Annotated in this window: 16 protein-coding genes; 9 read left to right on the top strand and 7 right to left on the bottom strand. The window is 70.5% G+C overall.

Translation table 11 applies throughout. The annotated features are described in order from the left end of the window. Positions 1-1,980 carry an amino acid transporter gene (locus tag ABZ192_RS09225; RefSeq protein ID WP_356923891.1) on the bottom strand — a complete coding sequence of 660 codons (1,980 nt, stop codon included), beginning with the start codon at positions 1,978-1,980 and terminating at the stop codon, positions 1-3. A 586-nt stretch (positions 1,981-2,566) separates the two neighbouring features. Here ABZ192_RS09225 and ABZ192_RS09220 point away from each other — a divergent pair. From ABZ192_RS09220 to ABZ192_RS09205, 4 genes are all read left to right on the top strand, one after another. Then, positions 2,567-3,859 (top strand): extracellular solute-binding protein, encoded by a 1,293-nt coding sequence (locus ABZ192_RS09220; protein WP_356923890.1) that lies wholly within the window; start codon positions 2,567-2,569, stop codon positions 3,857-3,859. Between the two features lie 6 nt (positions 3,860-3,865). Next, the gene (locus ABZ192_RS09215) at positions 3,866-4,864 is read left to right on the top strand and encodes a sugar ABC transporter permease (protein ID WP_356923889.1); all 999 of its coding nucleotides are present in this window, start codon (positions 3,866-3,868) and stop codon (positions 4,862-4,864) included. 71 nt (positions 4,865-4,935) lie between these two features. Continuing rightward, complete coding sequence (locus ABZ192_RS09210; RefSeq protein WP_356923912.1) at positions 4,936-5,700, top strand: carbohydrate ABC transporter permease; 765 nt, start codon at positions 4,936-4,938, stop codon at positions 5,698-5,700. 53 nt (positions 5,701-5,753) lie between these two features. Beyond that, positions 5,754-6,818, top strand: coding sequence for an endo-1,4-beta-xylanase (locus ABZ192_RS09205; protein ID WP_356923888.1), 1,065 nt, complete (start codon positions 5,754-5,756; stop codon positions 6,816-6,818). Between the two features lie 579 nt (positions 6,819-7,397). Here ABZ192_RS09205 and ABZ192_RS09200 read toward each other — a convergent pair. From ABZ192_RS09200 to ABZ192_RS09190, 3 genes are all read right to left on the bottom strand, one after another. Continuing rightward, positions 7,398-8,432 carry a LacI family DNA-binding transcriptional regulator gene (locus ABZ192_RS09200; protein ID WP_356923887.1) on the bottom strand — a complete coding sequence of 345 codons (1,035 nt, stop codon included), beginning with the start codon at positions 8,430-8,432 and terminating at the stop codon, positions 7,398-7,400. A 200-nt stretch (positions 8,433-8,632) separates the two neighbouring features. Beyond that, complete coding sequence (locus ABZ192_RS09195) at positions 8,633-8,839, bottom strand: DUF5999 family protein (protein WP_356923886.1); 207 nt, start codon at positions 8,837-8,839, stop codon at positions 8,633-8,635. A gap of 396 nt (positions 8,840-9,235) precedes the next feature. After that, entirely contained in the window at positions 9,236-9,820 is a 585-nt protein-coding gene (locus ABZ192_RS09190) for a hypothetical protein (protein ID WP_356923885.1), read from the bottom strand. Between the two features lie 554 nt (positions 9,821-10,374). On the opposite strand from ABZ192_RS09190, the gene ABZ192_RS09185 reads away from it, so the two are divergent. Together ABZ192_RS09185 and ABZ192_RS09180 are read left to right on the top strand one after the other, a co-directional pair. Beyond that, positions 10,375-11,892, top strand: coding sequence for a glutamate-cysteine ligase family protein (locus tag ABZ192_RS09185; protein WP_356923884.1), 1,518 nt, complete (start codon positions 10,375-10,377; stop codon positions 11,890-11,892). A gap of 67 nt (positions 11,893-11,959) precedes the next feature. Next, positions 11,960-12,763 (top strand): type II CAAX endopeptidase family protein, encoded by an 804-nt coding sequence (locus ABZ192_RS09180; RefSeq protein WP_356923883.1) that lies wholly within the window; start codon positions 11,960-11,962, stop codon positions 12,761-12,763. A gap of 18 nt (positions 12,764-12,781) precedes the next feature. Here ABZ192_RS09180 and ABZ192_RS09175 read toward each other — a convergent pair whose 3' ends face one another. Both ABZ192_RS09175 and ABZ192_RS09170 read right to left on the bottom strand, forming a co-directional pair. Then, positions 12,782-13,600 (bottom strand): PhzF family phenazine biosynthesis protein, encoded by an 819-nt coding sequence (locus ABZ192_RS09175; RefSeq protein ID WP_356923882.1) that lies wholly within the window; start codon positions 13,598-13,600, stop codon positions 12,782-12,784. A 254-nt stretch (positions 13,601-13,854) separates the two neighbouring features. Next, positions 13,855-14,763 (bottom strand): methyltransferase domain-containing protein, encoded by a 909-nt coding sequence (locus tag ABZ192_RS09170; protein ID WP_356923881.1) that lies wholly within the window; start codon positions 14,761-14,763, stop codon positions 13,855-13,857. A gap of 139 nt (positions 14,764-14,902) precedes the next feature. On the opposite strand from ABZ192_RS09170, the gene ABZ192_RS09165 reads away from it, so the two are divergent. Continuing rightward, complete coding sequence (locus ABZ192_RS09165; protein ID WP_356923880.1) at positions 14,903-15,532, top strand: PadR family transcriptional regulator; 630 nt, start codon at positions 14,903-14,905, stop codon at positions 15,530-15,532. A gap of 82 nt (positions 15,533-15,614) precedes the next feature. Here ABZ192_RS09165 and ABZ192_RS09160 read toward each other — a convergent pair whose 3' ends face one another. Beyond that, on the bottom strand, positions 15,615-16,043 hold the full coding sequence (locus ABZ192_RS09160; protein WP_356923879.1) for an SRPBCC family protein: 429 nt from the start codon (positions 16,041-16,043) through the stop codon (positions 15,615-15,617). Positions 16,044-16,266: 223 nt separating this feature from the next. On the opposite strand from ABZ192_RS09160, the gene ABZ192_RS09155 reads away from it, so the two are divergent. Next, on the top strand, positions 16,267-16,875 hold the full coding sequence (locus ABZ192_RS09155; protein ID WP_356923878.1) for a Clp protease N-terminal domain-containing protein: 609 nt from the start codon (positions 16,267-16,269) through the stop codon (positions 16,873-16,875). 86 nt (positions 16,876-16,961) lie between these two features. Next, positions 16,962-17,975, top strand: a complete 1,014-nt coding sequence (locus ABZ192_RS09150; protein ID WP_356923877.1) for an EamA family transporter — start codon at positions 16,962-16,964, stop codon at positions 17,973-17,975. The last annotated feature ends 3 nt before the right edge of the window (positions 17,976-17,978 follow it).

Genomic DNA, 17,978 nt, shown 5'->3' with positions numbered 1-17,978 from the left:
TCACCCCACGTGCACCTTGGGCCGTCGTTTGCGCTCGGGTTCGGCCTCGCGCAGGACCTCGCGGGTCACCGGGGCGACCTCGCCCTGGCCGAACAGGAAGAAGCGCAGGAGGTTGGCGAAGGGGCCCCCTTCGGTCCACTCGAAGTAGATGTGCGGGGTGCGGCCGGTCATGTCGCGTACGTGCAGAAGGAGAGCGGCCAGAGCGTTGGGGACGGAGGAGGACTCCAGGGTCAGAACGCGGTAGCGGCCGTGGAGCACCTCGCCGCGTACGGTCAGGCCCGCCTCGAACTCGGACGGGTCGGTGACCGTCACCTCGACGAAGACGAAGTCCTCCTGTCCGGGTACGTCATTGTCGTGCCGGATCTGCTCGATCTTGTCGCGGTACTCCGCGATGTCGCGCCGGTCCGGCTCGTTGGCGATGAACCGCATCCGGCGGCTGGCCATGTCCCGGACGAAGCGTTCCGCCATGTCGTCCAGCGTCACGCTGGTCACGCGGAGCTCGAACGACCGGGCCAGCCGGGAGAGCAGGGAGACCAGGATGATGCCGGCGATGAAGCAGGCGCCGATCTTCACGCCGTCCGGGCGCTCGATGACGTTGGCGACGGTCGTATAGAGGAACACCGCGGAGATGACCGCGAAGGCGATGGTCCAGTTCCGCTGCCGAGCCTTGCGGGCGGCGATGGTCACCGCGATCGCGGCGGAGCTGATCAGGACCAGCACACCGGTGGCGTAGGCGCCGCCCTGCGCGTTGACGTCCGCGTCGAAGATCCAGGTGACGAGGAAGGCGATCAGCGTGAAGACGATGACCATGGGGCGGACGGCACGGGCCCAGTGCGGGGCCATCCCGTAGCGGGGGAGGTAGCGCGGCATCAGATTGAGCAGGCCTGCCATCGCGGAGGCGCCGGCGAACCACAGGATGGCGATCGTCGAGGCGTCGTAGACGGTGCCGAAGGTGTTGCCCAGGTAGTCGTGTGCCAGATAGGCCAGCGCGCGGCCGTTGGCCTGGCCGCCCGGCTGGAACTCCTTCTCGGGGATGAGGAGGGTGGTGATGAAGCTGGTGGTGATCAGGAAGCCGCTCATGACGAGGGCGGCCGTGGTGAGCAGCTTCTTCGTGTCGCGGATGCGGCCGGCCGGCCGTGCCTCCGTGTCGTCCGGGTCGCCCTTGACATGCGGCATCACGGCCACACCGGTCTCGAACCCGGAGAGGCCGAGCGCCAGCTTCGGGAAGACGAGCAGGGCCACACCGATCATGACGAACACGTTGCCGTGCTGGGTGGTGAGGGCGCCGGCCCAGTCGGTGACCACATGGCCGGCGGTGACCACGTGGTAGAGGCCGACGGCCACCACGACCAGGTTGAGCGCGAGGTAGGCGCCCACCAGGGCGACCGCCACGCCGATCGCCTCCAGGAAGCCCTTGAGGAACACCGCGCCGAGCAGCGCCACGAGGACGAGCGTGATCAGCATCTGCTGGTCGTGCAGGGCGCCGGTCAGATGCGGGTTCTCCACGAGGTGGGTGGAGGCGTCGGCGGCCGACAGGGTGATGGTGATCAGGAAGTCGGTGGCGGCGAAGCCCAGCAGGGTCAGCACGAACAGCTTGCCCTGCCAGAAGGAGAGCAGCCGCTCCAGCATCGCGATCGAGCCCTCGCCGTGCGGGCTCTCCTCGGCCACCCGGCGGTAGACCGGCAGGGCGCCCGCCAGGGTGACGATCACCAGCACGATCGTCGCGACCGGCGACAGCAGTCCGGCGGCGAGCGCCGCGATGCCTGGCTGGTAACCGAGCGTGGAGAAGTAGTCGACGCCGGTCAGGCACATCACCCGCCACCAGCGCTGGCCCTGGTGCGGGGGCTCCGGTGCGGCATGGGGTCCGGTGTGGCCGCCGCCCTTGCCCATGTCGGACAGGCCCTCCAGCATCCAGGCGCGCAGGCGACCGGAGGGAGCGGGGTCCGTACGGCTGAGGGGCGAGTGCTCAGTGGTAGCCATCGACGTGCTCCCGATGTGCGGTTCAGCGTGATTCCGGCCGTCACTGGACGGCCCGATCAGCGTAAGCGGAGCGTGATGCGGTGGCCTGTGGATGAGGTCACTGAGCGCGTCAAGCTTCCGTTAAGACTGGCGGCGGGGGCGGTCGCGGGGAGGCGTGGGGCGTCAAAACGCGTGCTGAGTGCCCATGGGGCCGCCGGTCGGGTCGCCGCAGCCTCGCCTGCGGGCGAGGGGCGAGCGCCCGCCGAGGCTTGAACACCCTCCGTGATCGCGGCCGCGTGGGTCGGGGGCACCGGCCTTCTTGTCGCCGGAAGCGGCGACACCTACAGTGCACCTTCGTAACGTTCGCCAAGCCAGCCGAAACATTCGTACCCTTCGCCGACTCTCGTCGAAGGGGCTGGCGGTGTTGGGGAGGGTGTTGCCGGTCAAGGCCCGCGCGTCGGCGAGAGATTGACCGTGCACAAGGGGTTGCCAGTGTTTGGCGCCTGTCTCTAGGGTGCGGCATCAACGAAGCTTTCTGGATCTCTTCCGAAACTTTCGATCCAGTGGACGGACGCGGGAGCGCCGTCCCGTACCCAAGGAGCGCATGATGGGCGACCCGGCACTGTCCCGCCGCGGCTTCCTGGCGGCCTCCGCCGCAGCCGGTCTCGGAATGACGACACTGAGCGCATGCGGCGGGGACTCGGGCGGAGGGTCGTCGGGGACGACCACGATCGAGTGGTGGAACATCTCCACCACCGAGCCGGCCAAGACCGTCTGGGCCGGTCTCGCCCGGAAGTTCGAGGCGCAGAACCCCAAGGTCAAGATAAAGATCGTCCAGATGGAGAACGAGGCCTTCAAGTCGAAGATGACGGCCCTCACCTCCTCGGGGAAGCTTCCCGACATCTTCCACACCTGGGGCGGCGGCGTGCTCAAGCAGCAGGTCGACGCCGGACTCGTCGAGGACCTCACGGACCGGACCAAGCCCTGGGGCGACGCCCTGCTCCCGGTCGCCAAGGAGCCGTACCTGATCGACGACAAGGTCTACGGCATCCCGTTCGACATCGGCATGATCGGCTTCTGGTACAACAAGTCGCTCTTCGCGAAGGCCGGCATCAGCGCGCCCCCGACCACCTGGAGCGGTTTCCTCGACGCCGTACGCAAGCTGAAGTCCGCCGGTGTCACGCCCCTGGCGCTGGCCGGCAAGGAGAAGTGGCCCGGCATGTACTACTGGGCCTACCTGGCGATGCGCACCGCCGGCGCCGAAGCGCTGGAGAAGGCCTACGCCGACAAGGACTTCACCGGCGCCCCCTTCGTCGAGGCGGGAGAGCACCTCAAGGAACTCGTCGGCCTCCAGCCGTTCCAGAAGGGCTTCCTCGGCGCCGCCTACAACAGCCCCACCGGGCAGGCCGCCGCCGTCGGCAACGGCAAGGCAGCCATGGAACTCATGGGTCAGTGGGCGCCGGTGGTGCAGGCCGACGCGGGCAAGGGCCTCGGCAAGGACCTCGGGTTCTTCCCGTTCCCCGCGGTCGAGGGCGGCAAGGGCGCCCTCACCGAGGTGTTCGGCGGAGGCGGCGGACACGCCCTGCGCCGGGGCGCCCCGCAGGAGGCCGTCGACTTCCTGAAGTTCTTCGCGTCCGAGGCCACCGACCTGGAACTGGTCAAGAAGACCGGCACCCTGCCCGTGGTCCCGGCGGCCGAGAAAGCCATCGTCGACCCCAACATCAAGGCCGTACAGGAGCAGTTGAAGAAGGCCACCGGCTTCCAGCTCTACCTCGACCAGGCGTACGCGCCCGCCGTCGGCCAGGAGGTCAACGACAGCGTCGCCGCGCTCATCTCCGGGTCGAAGTCGCCCGGGCAGGTCGCCCAGTCGATCACGAAGACCACGAAGGAAGAGCAGTAACCGGCGATGACCTCCACGTTCCTGCCGGACAAACGGACCGGCCGCGACGTCGGCCCGCCGCCCCCGGCCACGGACCGGGCCCGGAGCCGGGCCCGGCGGCGGGCACTGAACTGGCTGACCGCGACCGGCTTCCAACTTCCCGCCCTGGTGCTGTTCTTGGGGCTCGTCCTGCTGCCGATACTGTTCGCGCTGTACGCCGCGTTCTTCCGCTGGGGCGGCTTCGGCATGCCCACCGACTTCATCGGCGGCGAGAACTTCACCCGGCTCTTCCAGGACGACGTCTTCCTGGGCGACCTGTGGCGCTGCCTGGTCCTGCTGGTGCTGTCGCTCGTCGTCCAGCTGCCGTTCGCGCTCGCCATGGCCGTCCTGCTCAACCAGCGGATGCGCGGCCGGGCGGTGTACCGGATGCTGTTCTTCGCCCCGTACGTCCTGTCCGAGGCCATCACCGGAATCCTCTTCGGCATGATCTTCGCCCCGGACGACGGCTTCGCCGACCAGGTCCTCGGCAAGGTCGGCCTCGACGGTCTGGGCGGGGAGTGGTTCGCCGATCCGTCCACCGTCATGGCGACCCTGTTCCTGGTCATGACCTGGAAGTACTTCGGCTTCCACATGATGCTGTACCTGGCCGGGCTGCAGGCCGTCCCCAGGGAGCTGACCGAGGCGGCGCTCATCGACGGGGCCGGCCCCTGGCAGCGCTTCCGCAACGTGACGCTGCCGCTGCTCGCGCCCACCCTGCGCATCAGTGTCTTCCTGTCGGTCATCGGAGCCATCCAGCTCTTCGACCTGGTCTGGGTGACCACCGCGGGAGGACCCGACCACCACTCCGAGACCATGGCCGTGACCATGTTCCAGTACGGGTTCAAGCGCTACCAGGTCGGCTACGCCAGCGCGATCAGCGTGGTCATGTTCGGCATCAGTCTCGTCTTCGCCCTCGCCTACCAGCGGTTCGTGCTCCGGCGCGACCTGGAAGGGGCCACGACCACCATGCGGGGAGACGGAAAGTGACGCACAGTCGGACATCCCGCAGGGGCAGAACCCTCCCTCTGCACCTCATCCTGGTCCTCGTCGGCGCGGTCATGGCCGTCCCGCTGCTCTACGCCATGCTCTCCGGCTTCAAGACCACCGACGAGCTCTCCCGCAACCCGGTCGGTCTGCCCGAGTCGTGGGTGACCTCCAACTACACCCAGATCCTCGGCTCGGGGGACTTCTGGCGGCTGATCGGCAACAGCACGCTGATCGCGGTGGGCACGACCGTCCTGGTCGTCGCGGTCTCCGCGCTGTCGGCCTTCTCCTTCGCGCGGTTCGCCTTCCGCGGCCGGGAGGTGCTGTTCACACTGTTCACGATGGGGCTGATGTTCCCCTTCGCGGTGGCGGCCCTGCCGCTGTTCCTGCTGCTGCGCTCCCTGGACCTGCTGGACAACCCGCTCGGCGTGATCCTCCCGCAGGCGGCCTTCGGGCTGCCGATGACCATCATCATCCTGCGCGGCTTCTTCCGGCAGATCCCGGGCGAGCTGGAGGAGGCGGCGACGCTCGACGGATGCAGCTCGTTCGGCTTCTTCTGGCGGGTGCTGCTGCCCATGGCACGGCCTGCGCTCGGCACCGTGTCCGTGCTGGCCGTCGTCACCAGCTGGAACAACTTCTTCCTGCCGCTGCTGGTGTTCACGGACTCCCAGTGGTGGACCCTGCCGATCGGCGTGCAGCAGTTCCAGGGGCAGTACTCCGCGGAGTACGCCAAGGTCTTCGCCTATCTCGTGCTGGCCATGGTCCCCGCCCTCGCCTTCTACTCGGTCGCCGAGCGTCAGCTCGTCGGCGGCCTCACCGCGGGCGCGACGAAGGGCTGACGCGCGCCGCGGACGTACGGCTCACCCACCCACCGATCGTGAGGAGTCGCACCATGCGCAAGACCGCTCCACGGCTCAGACTCGCCGGGGCCCTCGCCGCCGCGCTGATGCTCGCAGGCATAGCCACCGGGCCGACTGCACAGGCGGACGAGCGGCACGGCGAGGAACCGACCCTCGCCGACCTCGCCCAGCGGCACGGCCGCTACTTCGGCAGCGCGACGGACAATCCCGAGCTCGGCGACGCGCCCTACACGGCCCTGCTCGGCAGCGAGTTCGACCAGATCACCCCCGGCAACGGCATGAAGTGGTACGCGACCGAGCCCCAGCAGGGCGTGTTCGACTTCTCCCAGGGCGACGAGATCGTGAACCTCGCCCGCGCCAACCGGCAGAAGGTGCGCGGGCACACCCTCGTCTGGCACAGCCAGCTGCCCGAGTGGCTCACGGAACGGGAGTGGACGGCCCGGGAGCTGCGGGCCGTGCTGAAGAAGCACATCCAGACCGAGGTACGGCACTACCGGGGCAAGGTCTTCGCCTGGGACGTCGTCAACGAGGCGTTCAACGAGGACGGTACGTACCGCGAGTCGGTCTTCTACAAGACGCTCGGGCCCGGTTACATCGCCGACGCGCTGCGCTGGGCGCACCAGGCCGATCCGCGGGTCAGGCTGTACCTCAACGACTACAACATCGAGGGAATCGGCGCGAAGAGCGACGCGTACTACAAGCTGGCCAAGGAACTGAAGGCCAAGGGCGTCCCGCTGCACGGCATCGGCCTCCAGGCCCACCTCGCTCTCCAGTACGGCTATCCCACCACCCTGGAGGACAACCTCCGTCGCTTCTCCCGGCTCGGCCTCGACACCGCGCTGACCGAGGTCGACATACGGATGCAGCTGCCCGCGACCGAGGAGAAGCTGACCCAGCAGGCCGAGTGGTACCGGGACGTGACCGAGGCCTGCCTGGCGGTGCGCCGCTGCGTCGGTGTCACCCTCTGGGACTACACGGACAAGTACTCGTGGATCCCGGCGTTCTTCCCGGGCGAGGGCGCGGCCCTGCCGTGGGACGAGCAACTGGCCCCGAAGCCGGCGTACTTCGCACTGCGTGAGGCGCTCGGGGGGAGGTAGGGGGTGGGTGGCGCCCCGTTGTGGGGGCGGGGCGCCATTTCCTGACTGTGCCGGGGAGCCGACTTGCTTGAGGGCGGGGCCACAGCGTGTGCTTCGGCGGCTGTGGGGGTGGCGGGCGGCGTGTGGGGGCAGGCGGTGTGTGGCGGGAGACGGTGTGCGGCAGGGCGTGGCCGCCTCGGGTGAGGCCTGGCGTGGAGGCGCGGTCGGCTCGGGTGAGGCCTGGCCGGGAAGCCGCGGTCGCCTCGGGTTACGGCTGGTGGGCCGCGGCTGCGCTCGTGCCGGGCAGTGGTTGAGGCAACGCGCCGCGTAGAGGGGGCCGGCGCCGTGGGGGGGGGCGTCGGGTCGGCAGAGCTGGCCGCGGCCGCACCCGAGGCGCGAGGGGCGGTTCAGCCACGCCCCGCCGTGCCTCGTCGGCCCGGCCGGGCTTCTTCGGCTGGGCCGGCGCGCCCTGTCCGGCCCGGCACCGCTTCTTCCCCGTGCCTGTCGCCCCTGCCGGCTCTGTCCCGCTTCTTCGGTGTGGCCCGCCGTATCTCGTCGGCCTCCGCCCGGTCGGGCGGGTTCGTCAGGTGCGGCCGGCCGTCAGGCCCGCGCTGCCGGAGGTGCCGTGCTCGACCGCACCACCAGGTCCGTTCCCAGTTCGACTCGCGGTGAGGCCGGGTGTTCGTCGCGGGTCAGGCGGAGCACCGTGCGGACGGCCAGTTTGCCCATGTCGGCCAGGGGCTGGCGAACCGTGGTCAGGGGCGGAGCCGACCAGCGGACTTCCGGAAGGTCGTCGAAACCGACCACGCTCATGTCCTGCGGCACCCGCAGCCCGCGTCGGCGCAGGGCCTCGATCGCGCCGAGTGCCATCTGGTCGCTGGCCGCGAACACGGCGGTCGGCGGCTCGGGCAGGGCGAGCAGGGCCTCGCAGGCGGTGAAGCCCGACTCGGGGCGGAAGTCGCCGGGGACGACGAGGGTCTCGTCCATCGCGATGCCCGCGCCTTCCAGGGCCGCGCGGTAGCCGTCCAGCCGGGCCCGGGAACACAGCAGCCGCGGTGGCCCCGCGATCAGGCCGATCCGGCGGTGGCCCAGGGAGAGCAGGTGCGCGGTGGCCGCCCTGCCGCCCGACCAGTTGGCGGCACCGATGGTGGGAGCCTCCAGGGCGGGCGAGCCCGCCGGGTCGACGACGACCAGCGGGACGCCGAGGATGCGCAGTTCCTCGTGGAGCGTCGGTTCCAGGGCCGAGGTGACGAGGATGACGCCGTCCGAGGCCCGGGCCCGGAGGTTGCGCATCCACTCGCGGGCATCGCCCGAACGCCCGTGGATGGCCGACACCACCGTGCCGACCCCGGCCGCGTGCGCGACTTCCTCGACCCCGCGGATGATCTCCACGGCCCAGGGGCTGTCGAGGTTGTTGAAGACCAGGTCGAGCAGGCCGGCCCGGGTGCCCGGGGCCGCGGGGCGCTTGCGGTAGCCGTGCCGGAGCAGCAGGTCCTCGACGCGGGCCCGGGTCTGCGGCGCCACGTCGGACCGGCCGTTGACGACGCGGGACACGGTCGGTACGGACACGCCGGCCTCTCGGGCGATCTCCGTGATCGTGACCCTTCCCCCGGCCCCGGCCTCATGTGCTGCCACTTGCCCCACCTCCGTCGACGGGCGACCCCGAAACTTCCAGGAGTCTTCCGGAGAACGGGCATCCGTGGGAAGGCGTACCGTCCCGTTCATGGCCGTGACGGGGAGTGACGGCACCCGGACACGCGTCGGGGCCGGTTCGCAGGGTCTCCTGCGGCCGGCCCCTCATGTCTGCGGGCGGGAGGTCACGCCGCCCGGCGGCCTCAGGCGGCCGTCATGACCTGGCTGGAGGCCAGCGGACGGTGCGGGGCGATGACCCGGCCGTCCGGCAGGAGCTCGCCGGTGTCCTCGAAGAGCAGCACGCCGTTGCACAGCAGGCTCCAACCCTGCTCCGGGTGGTGCGCCACGAGACGGGCGGATTCCCGGTCGGCGGAGTCGGCTGACGGGCACGGAGTCTGGTGCTGGCACATGGGTGGGTTCTCTCGCTGTGTCGTGGTGGATGGGATCGCTGAGTCGGCTGTCGTGTCTGTTCCGCGGCTAGAAGTATCGTTCATGGCCGCCCCCCGTTGTGATAAGTCGTCGGAACCCAGTGTTGCCCCACGGGCGTCGATCCGCAGGGATTTCGCGGCACCGCTTCTCACAGGTTCATGACGCATCACCCGCGCGGACGGTTCATCCCAACTGGACTGTCACTTCGGATGGTTCGTGGTGGCCGAATAGGGCTAGTCCGGTCGGACAGGTGATCCATTCCGGCTCGTACGAGCTATTGAGCGCTCGTACGAGCGAATAGGGGGGCGGAACGAAAAAGCGCGACCCCGTCGCCGGAATTCGACGACGGGGCGCGGAGAGCTTCGGAGCGCGGTGCTTCAGGCGGGTGAGCCGAGCAGCCGCGTGGGAGTCACCCGGTGGGTCAGGACCGGGAGCAGTTCGGCGACGCGGTGCGGGCGGTGCGCCGCGATGCCGGGGGGCGCGGGGGCCAGCGGGACCAGCAGGTCGGTGGCGGCGGGGTGGCCGGCGGCACCGTCGGCGGTGCAGTCCTCGTGCAGCCAGAGCGTCAGCATGTACAGGCCGGGCACGGACAGCAGGCGGGGCTGGTACGGCTGCGCCATCGTCTCGGCCTGGCGCAGGGCGCGCTCGGTGGAGGCGATGTACGGGCCCTCGAAGAAGCGCGAGAAGGCCCAGCCGTCGGGAGTGAGCATGGTCTCCGCCGCGGCCACCGCACGGTCGCCGCAGCGGATCAGGAAGCGCCACCCGGCCAGCCGGGTGGCCGACACCCCCTCGGCCGTGACGCGGTCGAGGACGTGGACGGGCAGGGGGAGCTCGGGAGTGGCGGGTCCCTGTGCGCGGAGCAGGGAGGGAGTTCGGGCCTCGCGGACCACGGTGGGAGAGGAGAGCGCAGTCAGGACGGAACGGAGTGCGGGCGCGGGAGCCGGGGGGACATGCAGCGGCATGGTGGGTCGCCTCTCAGTTCAAAGGCACGGTGGCACGAGGGCGGGGGCGGACGGCGCTGTCAGCTCACGGGGTTCAGACAGGCAGGGGCCGGGGTCTCAAGAACGAGAGGGGGGTGGGTCCGCCGAACATCGCCTCGACGGCATGACCCATCGACCGTGGGCGCCAACCTTCTGCCTTGTTCGCGGAGTTTATACGACACGGGTTGAGACTATGTTTCGTCTAGCCGTTTCCGGTGAGTAGAACAAGGGTACATTCGGTCGGCGATACGTGAGAATTATCCCGATTTCACGTGGGGCTGCGCGGCGATGACCTCGGCGAATGCTCCCGCGGCGGTCGGCCTATTCTCGTCGGCGTTTTTCACGAGTTCGCGCAACCCCGAAACCCGGGCCGCTGCGTCATGCCGAGTGAATGTGCCACCGGTCATCCATGACCAGCGTAGCGGCCGACGGGCCCGTCCGGGACGTTATCGATCGCTTTCGCTGGGCATCCTCCACCTGACCGGGACCCCGGCGGCCGGATCTTCGGCCCGCATCATCCGAGGAGGGACGCTTCGATGGGGGAGAAGGTCGTGGCAGGCGGGTTCGACCTGTCCGATCGCCAGCGCTACCGCGACAAGCTCCGTCGGTGCCTGACGGGCTTGGAGCGACTCCTGGCGGAGAAGCGGTTCGATCGCCCCAAGAACCTGATGGGGCTGGAGATCGAGTTGAATCTCGCGGGCACCGACGGCATGCCGAAAATGTTGAACGCGCAAGTCCTGGAACGCATCGCGAGCCGCGATTTCCAAACAGAACTCGCCATGTTCAACCTGGAAGTCAACATTCCCCCACACCGTCTGGGTGGCCGGGTATTCGATCGTCTCGCGGAGGAACTCCGTACGTCACTGGCATATGCCGACCGGAAAGCCGGGGAAGTCGACGCCGGAATCGTGATGATCGGTATTCTGCCGACCCTCGACCGGGACGACCTGGTGTCGTCGAACCTCTCCGACGTCGACCGCTACACCCTCCTCAACGACCAGATCGTGGCCGCCCGCGGCGAGGAGTTCACCCTCGACATCGCGGGCGTCGAGCACCTGCGCTGCACCTCCAAGTCCATCGCGCCGGAGGCCGCCTGCACCTCCGTGCAACTGCACCTCCAGGTCACCCCGGCCCGCTTCGCCGACGTGTGGAACGCGGCTCAGGCGGTCGCCGCCGCGCAGATCGCTGTCGGCGCCAACTCGCCGTTCCTCTTCGGCCGTGAGCTGTGGCGTGAGTCGCGGCCCCCGCTGTTCCAGCAGTCCACCGACACCCGCCCGCCCGAACTCCAGGCTCAGGGCGTCCGGCCGCGCACCTGGTTCGGGGAGCGCTGGATCACCTCGGCGTACGACCTGTTCGAGGAGAACCTGCGCTACTACCCGGCGCTGCTGCCGATCTGCGACGACGAGGACCCGCTGGAGGTGCTCGACCAGGGCGGCGCGCCGTCCCTCGCCGAGCTCGTCCTGCACAACGGCACCATCTACCGCTGGAACCGCCCGGTCTACGGCGTCGCCGACGGCGTCCCCCACCTGCGCGTGGAGAACCGCGTCCTGCCCGCCGGGCCCACCGTCATCGACGTCGTCGCCAACGCCGCGTTCTACTACGGCCTCATCCGGGCCCTCGCCGAGGAGGCCCGGCCGGTGTGGACCCGGCTGCCGTTCGAGGCCGCCGCCGCCAACTTCGACGCCGCGTGCAAGGACGGCATCGACGCCCGTTTCACCTGGCCCCGGCGCGGCCGCTACGGCGGCACCGGGCAGGTCGACGCGGTGAGCCTGGTCCGCGACGAACTGCTGCCGCTCGCCGAGGCCGGGCTGGACGCGTGGGGTGTGGAGCCGGCCGACCGCGATCTGTACCTGGGTGTGATCGAGGAGCGGTGCCGGCGCCGGATGAACGGGGCGAGCTGGCAGGCCGCGACCTTCCACAAGGCACTGGACGCGGGACACCCGAGGGACGCCGCGCTGGCCGCCACGACCCGGCGCTATCGCGAGCTGATGCACAAGGGCGACCCGGTGCACACCTGGCCGGTGGGGTCGCCGGAGCCGGTGCTGTTGGGCTGATGCGCCGCCGGGCCGATCTCCCGCTGCCCTCATACTGATCCGACAGGTCGGTGAAGTGGAGGCAGGTGTGCAGGCGGAGACGAGCCCGGGGGCCGACGATTCCATTCCCCAGCAGCGGCTCTCGCGGCGGATGCTCCGCAACGAGACGCTCCTCGTGCTGGCGCTCTCGCTGGGGGCGAGCGGAGTCTCCGCCCTGATCAGCTTCATCGGCTCCGTCACCAAGCCCGGCGGGCTGAAGGACCAGGCGGCCACGATGAACGCCTCGGCCGCGCCCGGCCGTCCCTGGCTCGACCTGGCCTGGCAGCTCGTCGGGATCACCACCGCGCTCGTGCCCGTCGTGCTCGTCGCGCACTTCCTGCTGCGTGAGGGCGCGGGCCTGCGCACCATCGGATTCGACCGCACCCGCCCCTGGCCCGACCTCGGCCGCGGGGCGGCGATCGCGGCGGTCATCGGCAGCACAGGGATAGCCTTCTACCTGGCCGCCCGCGGCCTCGGCTTCAACCTCACGGTGGTGCCCGAGGCGCTGCCGGACGTGTGGTGGAAGTACCCGGTGCTGATCCTCTCGGCGATCCAGAACGCGGTGCTGGAGGAAGTGATCGTCGTCGGCTACCTGCTGCGCCGCCTCGGCCAGCTGGGCTGGACACCGGTGGCCGCGCTGGTGGGCAGCTCGGTCCTGCGCGGCTCGTACCACCTCTACCAGGGCATCGGCGGCTTCATCGGCAACATGGTCATGGGCGTGGTGTTCGTCTACCTGTACCGGCGCTGGGGCCGGGTGGGCCCGCTGGTGGTGGCCCACTCGCTGCTCGACATCGGTGCCTTCGTGGGCTACGCCCTGCTGGCGGGCAAGGTCGGCTGGCTGCCGACGGCGTAAGAGACCGGGGGCCTTGCCTCAGGCCAGCAACTCGCCCTCGATGACGGTGACCGCCCTGCCGGACAGCAGGGTGCGATCGCCGCGCAGCTCCGTGCGGACGCGGCCGGAGCGGGGCGAGGCCTGGAGGCCGGTGAGGCGCGATCTGCCGAGGCGCTCGGACCAGAACGGGGCGAGCGCGGTGTGGGCGCTGCCGGTCACCGGGTCCTCGTCGATGCCGACGTTCGGGAAGAAGCAGCGCGAGAGGAAGTCGTAGCCCTGGTCGGGATCGTCCGCGCGCGCCGTGGCGATGACGCCGCGCTCGGACTGGGCGGCGATGGCCTTGAGGTCGGGGGCGAGGCCGCGCACCGTCTTCTCGTCGGCGACCTCGACCAGCAGGTCACCGATGTTCCGGCCGGTGTCGAAGACCGTGAGCGGCTCGGTGCCCAGGGACTCGGCGAGGCCGTCCGGCGGGTCGATCCGGGTGAGCGGAGCGGTCGGGAAGTCGAGCGTGATGGAACCGTCCTCGGCGGGCGTGGCGACGAGGACGCCGCTGCGGGTGACGAACCGTACCGGGCCCTCGTGGGTGCCGGTGGTGTGCAGGACGTGGGCGGTCGCCAGGGTCGCGTGGCCGCACATCGCGACCTCGGTGGCCGGGGTGAACCAGCGCAGCGCCCAGTCGGCCTCGCCGCCCGCGGGGAGGGGACGGGCGAAGGCCGTCTCGGCATGGTTGACCTCCAGGGCGACGTTCTGGAGCCAGGTGTCGTCCGGGAAGGCGTCCGCGTCGTTCAGGAGAACGACCCCGGCCGGGTTGCCGGAGAAGGGGCGATCGGTGAAGGCGTCGACGATTCGAATCCGCATGCCCCGACGCTAGAGGCTCGCCGCAGCAGCGGACCAAGGCCAATCGGCGAGCCCTGGACCGATTCACTCGCGAGCCTCTCCTCTCGCCGGGCGCTCCCCGAGGCCGATGCGGAGCAGTCGCCTGTCGGGGGTCAACGGCTCCGGCATGCCCACGGTGCCGGGACGGCGGCGGTCGGCGGGTTTCTGCCCGGCCCGCACGCCGAGCTCGCGGGCCCTTCCGGGAATGGCTCGGCGCCCGGCCCTGATGCGGTTGCTCAGCCCTCCCGGGGGCCGTCGAGCTGGAAGTGCCAGACGACCGCGATCGGGGAGTCGTCCAGGGCCGCGGTCGACGCTTCCGGGCACCAGTGCAGCAAGTCCCAGGACACATGGGCCGGGAGCGGGTCCGGGGCGGTGGTGGGGTCGAGGGAGTGGCGCGGGCGGCGGGGTTCCTCGCAGTGCCGGACCTGGAAGCCCAGGGGGAGGGCCGCGGCGAGGTAGGCGCTGAGCGGGCGGTGGTGCTCGGTGAGGAGGGACGGGCGGCCGTCCGGGCCGGGACGGCGGGCCAGGGTCGGCCGGAGATAGGACACCAGCAGGTGCGCGTCCGAGATCACGAGGTTCGCGTCGGGGCGCAGGACACGCGCGAACTCCGCCAGTACGGGGGCGAGATCGGGGACGTGGGTGAGGGCGAGCGCGCACACGACGGTGTCGACCGCGTTGTCGGGGAGCGGCAGCCGGTGCAGGTCGGCCTCGTGGAAGTCGACATCCGGCAGGCGCTTGCGGGCCTGGGCGAGCATGTCCGGTGAGGCGTCGACGCCGATCACATGGTGGCCGAGTTCCCGCAGGTAGGCGGTGTGACGGCCGGTGCCGCAGGCCGCGTCCAGGGCCGTGCCGACGGGCAGGCCGTCCAGGATGCGTCGGACCACGGGCTGCTCGATGTCGATCATCTGGTTGCCCGGGGCGTCGTAGTGCGGCGCCCAGGCCTGGTAGACGTCGGCGGTGCTGATCGTGCCCGCACTCGCCGTGACCTCCTCGGCATGGGTGAGGGCGGGCGTGTCCAACAGGGTGCGGATCTCGGCGATCCGGGCCCCGACGAACGCCTGGTCGGCGCTCCCCTCCCTGAAACCGCGCAGCAAAGCGGCACCCTCGATGCCCAGGAGATACCCCAGGGGGCTCAGATACGTCACCCCACGGACGGTACGGACACGTCCTCCGAGGGCTCCACAGGTTTTCCGCGACCCACCGAAGCGGCCTTGCCATGCGAACACTACCGATATATCGTTGAGGCATCGCGACAGATCAACGATGGAATGGAGAGTGTTGGCGATGCATACCCACGGATTCGAGCACGGACATGGCCACGGCGGACCCCGTCACGGCGGCCGGGGCGGTTTCGAGGCGCTGCGTGCCGCCTTCGGGCCCTTTGGGCCGGGCGGTCCCGGCTGGGGCGGGCCCGGTGGTCCGGGCTTCGGCCCCGGGCCCTGGGGCGGACGAGGGCGCGGCGGGCCGAGGGGACGGGCGCGGCGCGGTGACGTGCGGGCCTCGATCCTGGCCCTGCTCAAGGACCGGCCGATGCACGGCTACGAGATGATCCAGGAGATCGCCGAGCGCAGCGGCGGGGCGTGGAAGCCCAGCCCCGGCTCGGTGTATCCCACCCTTCAGCTGCTGGAGGACGAGGGCCTGATCACGAGTGAGTCAGAGGGCGGCAAGAAGCTGTTCTCGCTCACCGAGGCGGGTCGCACCGCGGCCGAAGTAGGACCCGAGGCGCCCTGGGAGGAGGCCTCCCGCGGGGTCGACTGGGAGGCTCTCGGGGAGATCCGCCAGGCCGGCTTCGGTCTCATGGAGGCCTTCGGGCAGGTCTGGAAGACCGGCAGCAAGGAGCAGCGGGAGAAGGCGCTCGGCGTCATCAACGAAGCCCGCAAGAAGCTGTATCTGATCCTCGCCGACGAGGACTGACGATCAGGCGCTGGGCGCAGGCGCCCCATGGAGTGATCCACGGGGCGCTTCTGCTTGCGCCGGACCGCCCGCCCGGGGTGTGTCAGGTCATCAGCCCGTCCAGCCTGCGCAGCGACTCGTTCAGGGCCGCCGTGGCCGAGTCCTTGAGCTTGCCCGCCATCAGCGACACCGTCGCGCCCGTGAACTCGCCGTCGATGCGGACCGTCGTCGCGTCGCCGTCGGGCGTGAGGGTGTAGCGCGTCGCCACGGTCACGCCCATCGGGCCCTTGCCCCGGATGGCGAGCACCCGGGCCGGGTCCAGTGCCTCGACGGTCCACTCCACCTCGGCCGGGAAGTTCATCAGCCGCATGTTCTCCCGGAACGTCGCGCCCACGTCGAGGGCGTCGGGGCCGCCCTGCGGGAAGCTCGTGTGGGTCGTGTTCCACTCGCCGTGCGAGGACCAGTCCGTGAGCCTCGCCCACACCTTCTCGGCCGGCGCCCCGATGCGTGCCTCCGCGCTGACTTCGGCCATGCGACCACCTCTTCACGTCGGGCTGGATGTCGCGGAACGTAGCCGCGACGGTCGCAATGTTCAATACTGACGAACCGTCAGGCATGCTGCGATCGCAGTGCGAAACAGCCTGATGTCCTCCGCAAGGAGGAGATTCCGGCCGGCGATGTCCACTTCCCGTGGGACGCGAGAATGCTCCCCTCCGGGGATGACCCGGTCGTCCGGGACTGATGGGGTGGAGGATGTGCAACCCCGTATCCCCCGCCAGTCGGCCCATGAGCACGGCATCCACCGCGCCGAGCGCGATGCCAGGCTCAGTGACGAGCTGGCATCGGTGGTCACCGGTGCCCGGCGCAGAGCGGTCAGGGATGCGGACCGCCAGATCGACACGGCCCATCTGCTCCACTCGCTGCTGGAGTCCGACCCGCAGGCGCGTGCCGTCTTCGGCGAGGGGCCGCAGATCGCGCGGCTGCTCGGTTACCTCGTCCAGCGCAGCATCGGCTACGGCCTGCGCTGGCAGAACGGCGTCGAGGACTCCGGCGCCGTCCCCGTCGTGACGGAGACCGCGGGCTTCTCGCCGCTGGCCGCGGCCTCGATGGAGTACGCCTGCGAACGCGCCGCGCGGCACGGCGGTCCGGCCCGCGGCGTCGATCTGCTCGCCGCGATCGTCGTCGACCCGCAGGCGCGCGCGGTCGAAGTGCTCCGACGGGCCGGGATCGACCCGCACGCGGTGCTCGCCCGGATCGACGGCCGGATCGACGCCGGAATCGACGCCCGAATCGACGGCCGGACCGACCGGCCCCAGGAGTGCGCGTCCGAGGGGCGCGTCCAGGGTGGCGAAGCAGCTTACTGACCGGGCCTCCGCTGAGCCGCTCGTCCCGTCCAGGCAGTGAGACAGGTGCCATAGGGGGTGACGGTCCTGTCAGGGCCTGCCATCATGTGCCGGTGCGTACGTCTGACAGCAGCCACAGCAACCCCGGCAGGCACGGCAAGGGCGTCGGGCTCGGTCTCGCGCTCCTGTCCGCGGTCGCCTTCGGCGGATCCGGTGTCGCCGCCAAGCCGCTGATCGAGGCGGGCCTGGATCCCCTGCACGTGGTGTGGCTGCGCGTGACCGGGGCGGCCCTGGTGATGCTGCCGCTCGCCGTGCGCCACCGGGCGTTGCTGCGCCGTCGCCCCGGACTGCTCGCCGGTTTCGGTCTGCTGGCCGTCGCCGGCGTCCAGGCCTTCTACTTCGCCTCGCTCTCCCGTATCCCCGTCGGAGTGGCGCTGCTCATCGAGTACCTGGCGCCCGCCCTCGTGCTGGGCTGGGTGCGGTTCGTGCAGCGGCGGCCCGTGACGCGCGCCGCGGCGGTCGGTGTCGTCCTCGCGGTCGGCGGGCTCGCGTGTGTCGTCGAGGTGTGGTCGGGGCTCCGCTTCGATGCCCTGGGGCTGCTGCTCGCCCTGGGCGCGGCCTGCTGCCAGGTCGGCTACTTCGTCCTCTCCGACCAGGGCAGCGACGCCGGGGACGAGGCGCCCGACCCGCTCGGCGTCATCGCCTACGGCCTGCTCGTCGGCGCGGCCGTACTGACCGTCATCGCCCGGCCCTGGAGCCTGGACTGGTCCGTGCTCACCGGTACCGCGCGCATGGACGGCTCGCCCGTCCCCGCGGTCGCCCTGCTGGCTTGGATCGTCCTCGTCGCCACGGTCGTCGCCTACGTGACCGGCGTGCTCGCCGTGCGCCGGCTCTCCCCGCAGGTCGCCGGTGTCGTGGCCTGTCTCGAAGCGGTCATCGCCACGGTCCTGGCCTGGATCCTCCTCGGCGAGCACCTGTCGGCGCCGCAGCTCGCCGGTGGCGTGATCGTGCTGGTGGGCGCGTTCATCGCGCAGTCCTCGACGCCCGCCAAGGGATCCGGACAGCCGGTGGCGAGCGGCGGCCCGGAAAGGAAGTTGTCCCGGCCCGGAACGACCGCATAGGGT

This window comes from Streptomyces sp. NPDC006235 (assembly GCF_040613735.1).
Lineage (GTDB): Bacteria > Actinomycetota > Actinomycetes > Streptomycetales > Streptomycetaceae > Streptomyces.
The sequence above is the reverse complement of the archived record's forward strand: the minus strand, read 5'-3'. Positions and strand labels throughout refer to the sequence as shown.

Coding starts and splice junctions, on each gene's coding strand:
- ABZ192_RS09215 (WP_356923889.1), top strand. CDS start 3,866: ATGACCTCCACGTTCCTGCCGGACAAACGGACCGGCCGCGACGTCGGC.
- ABZ192_RS09210 (WP_356923912.1), top strand. CDS start 4,936: ATGGCCGTCCCGCTGCTCTACGCCATGCTCTCCGGCTTCAAGACCACC.
- ABZ192_RS09185 (WP_356923884.1), top strand. CDS start 10,375: ATGGGGGAGAAGGTCGTGGCAGGCGGGTTCGACCTGTCCGATCGCCAG.
- ABZ192_RS09195 (WP_356923886.1), bottom strand. CDS start 8,839: ATGTGCCAGCACCAGACTCCGTGCCCGTCAGCCGACTCCGCCGACCGG.
- ABZ192_RS09175 (WP_356923882.1), bottom strand. CDS start 13,600: ATGCGGATTCGAATCGTCGACGCCTTCACCGATCGCCCCTTCTCCGGC.
- ABZ192_RS09165 (WP_356923880.1), top strand. CDS start 14,903: ATGCATACCCACGGATTCGAGCACGGACATGGCCACGGCGGACCCCGT.
- ABZ192_RS09220 (WP_356923890.1), top strand. CDS start 2,567: ATGGGCGACCCGGCACTGTCCCGCCGCGGCTTCCTGGCGGCCTCCGCC.
- ABZ192_RS09225 (WP_356923891.1), bottom strand. CDS start 1,980: ATGGCTACCACTGAGCACTCGCCCCTCAGCCGTACGGACCCCGCTCCC.
- ABZ192_RS09160 (WP_356923879.1), bottom strand. CDS start 16,043: ATGGCCGAAGTCAGCGCGGAGGCACGCATCGGGGCGCCGGCCGAGAAG.
- ABZ192_RS09190 (WP_356923885.1), bottom strand. CDS start 9,820: ATGCCGCTGCATGTCCCCCCGGCTCCCGCGCCCGCACTCCGTTCCGTC.
- ABZ192_RS09205 (WP_356923888.1), top strand. CDS start 5,754: ATGCGCAAGACCGCTCCACGGCTCAGACTCGCCGGGGCCCTCGCCGCC.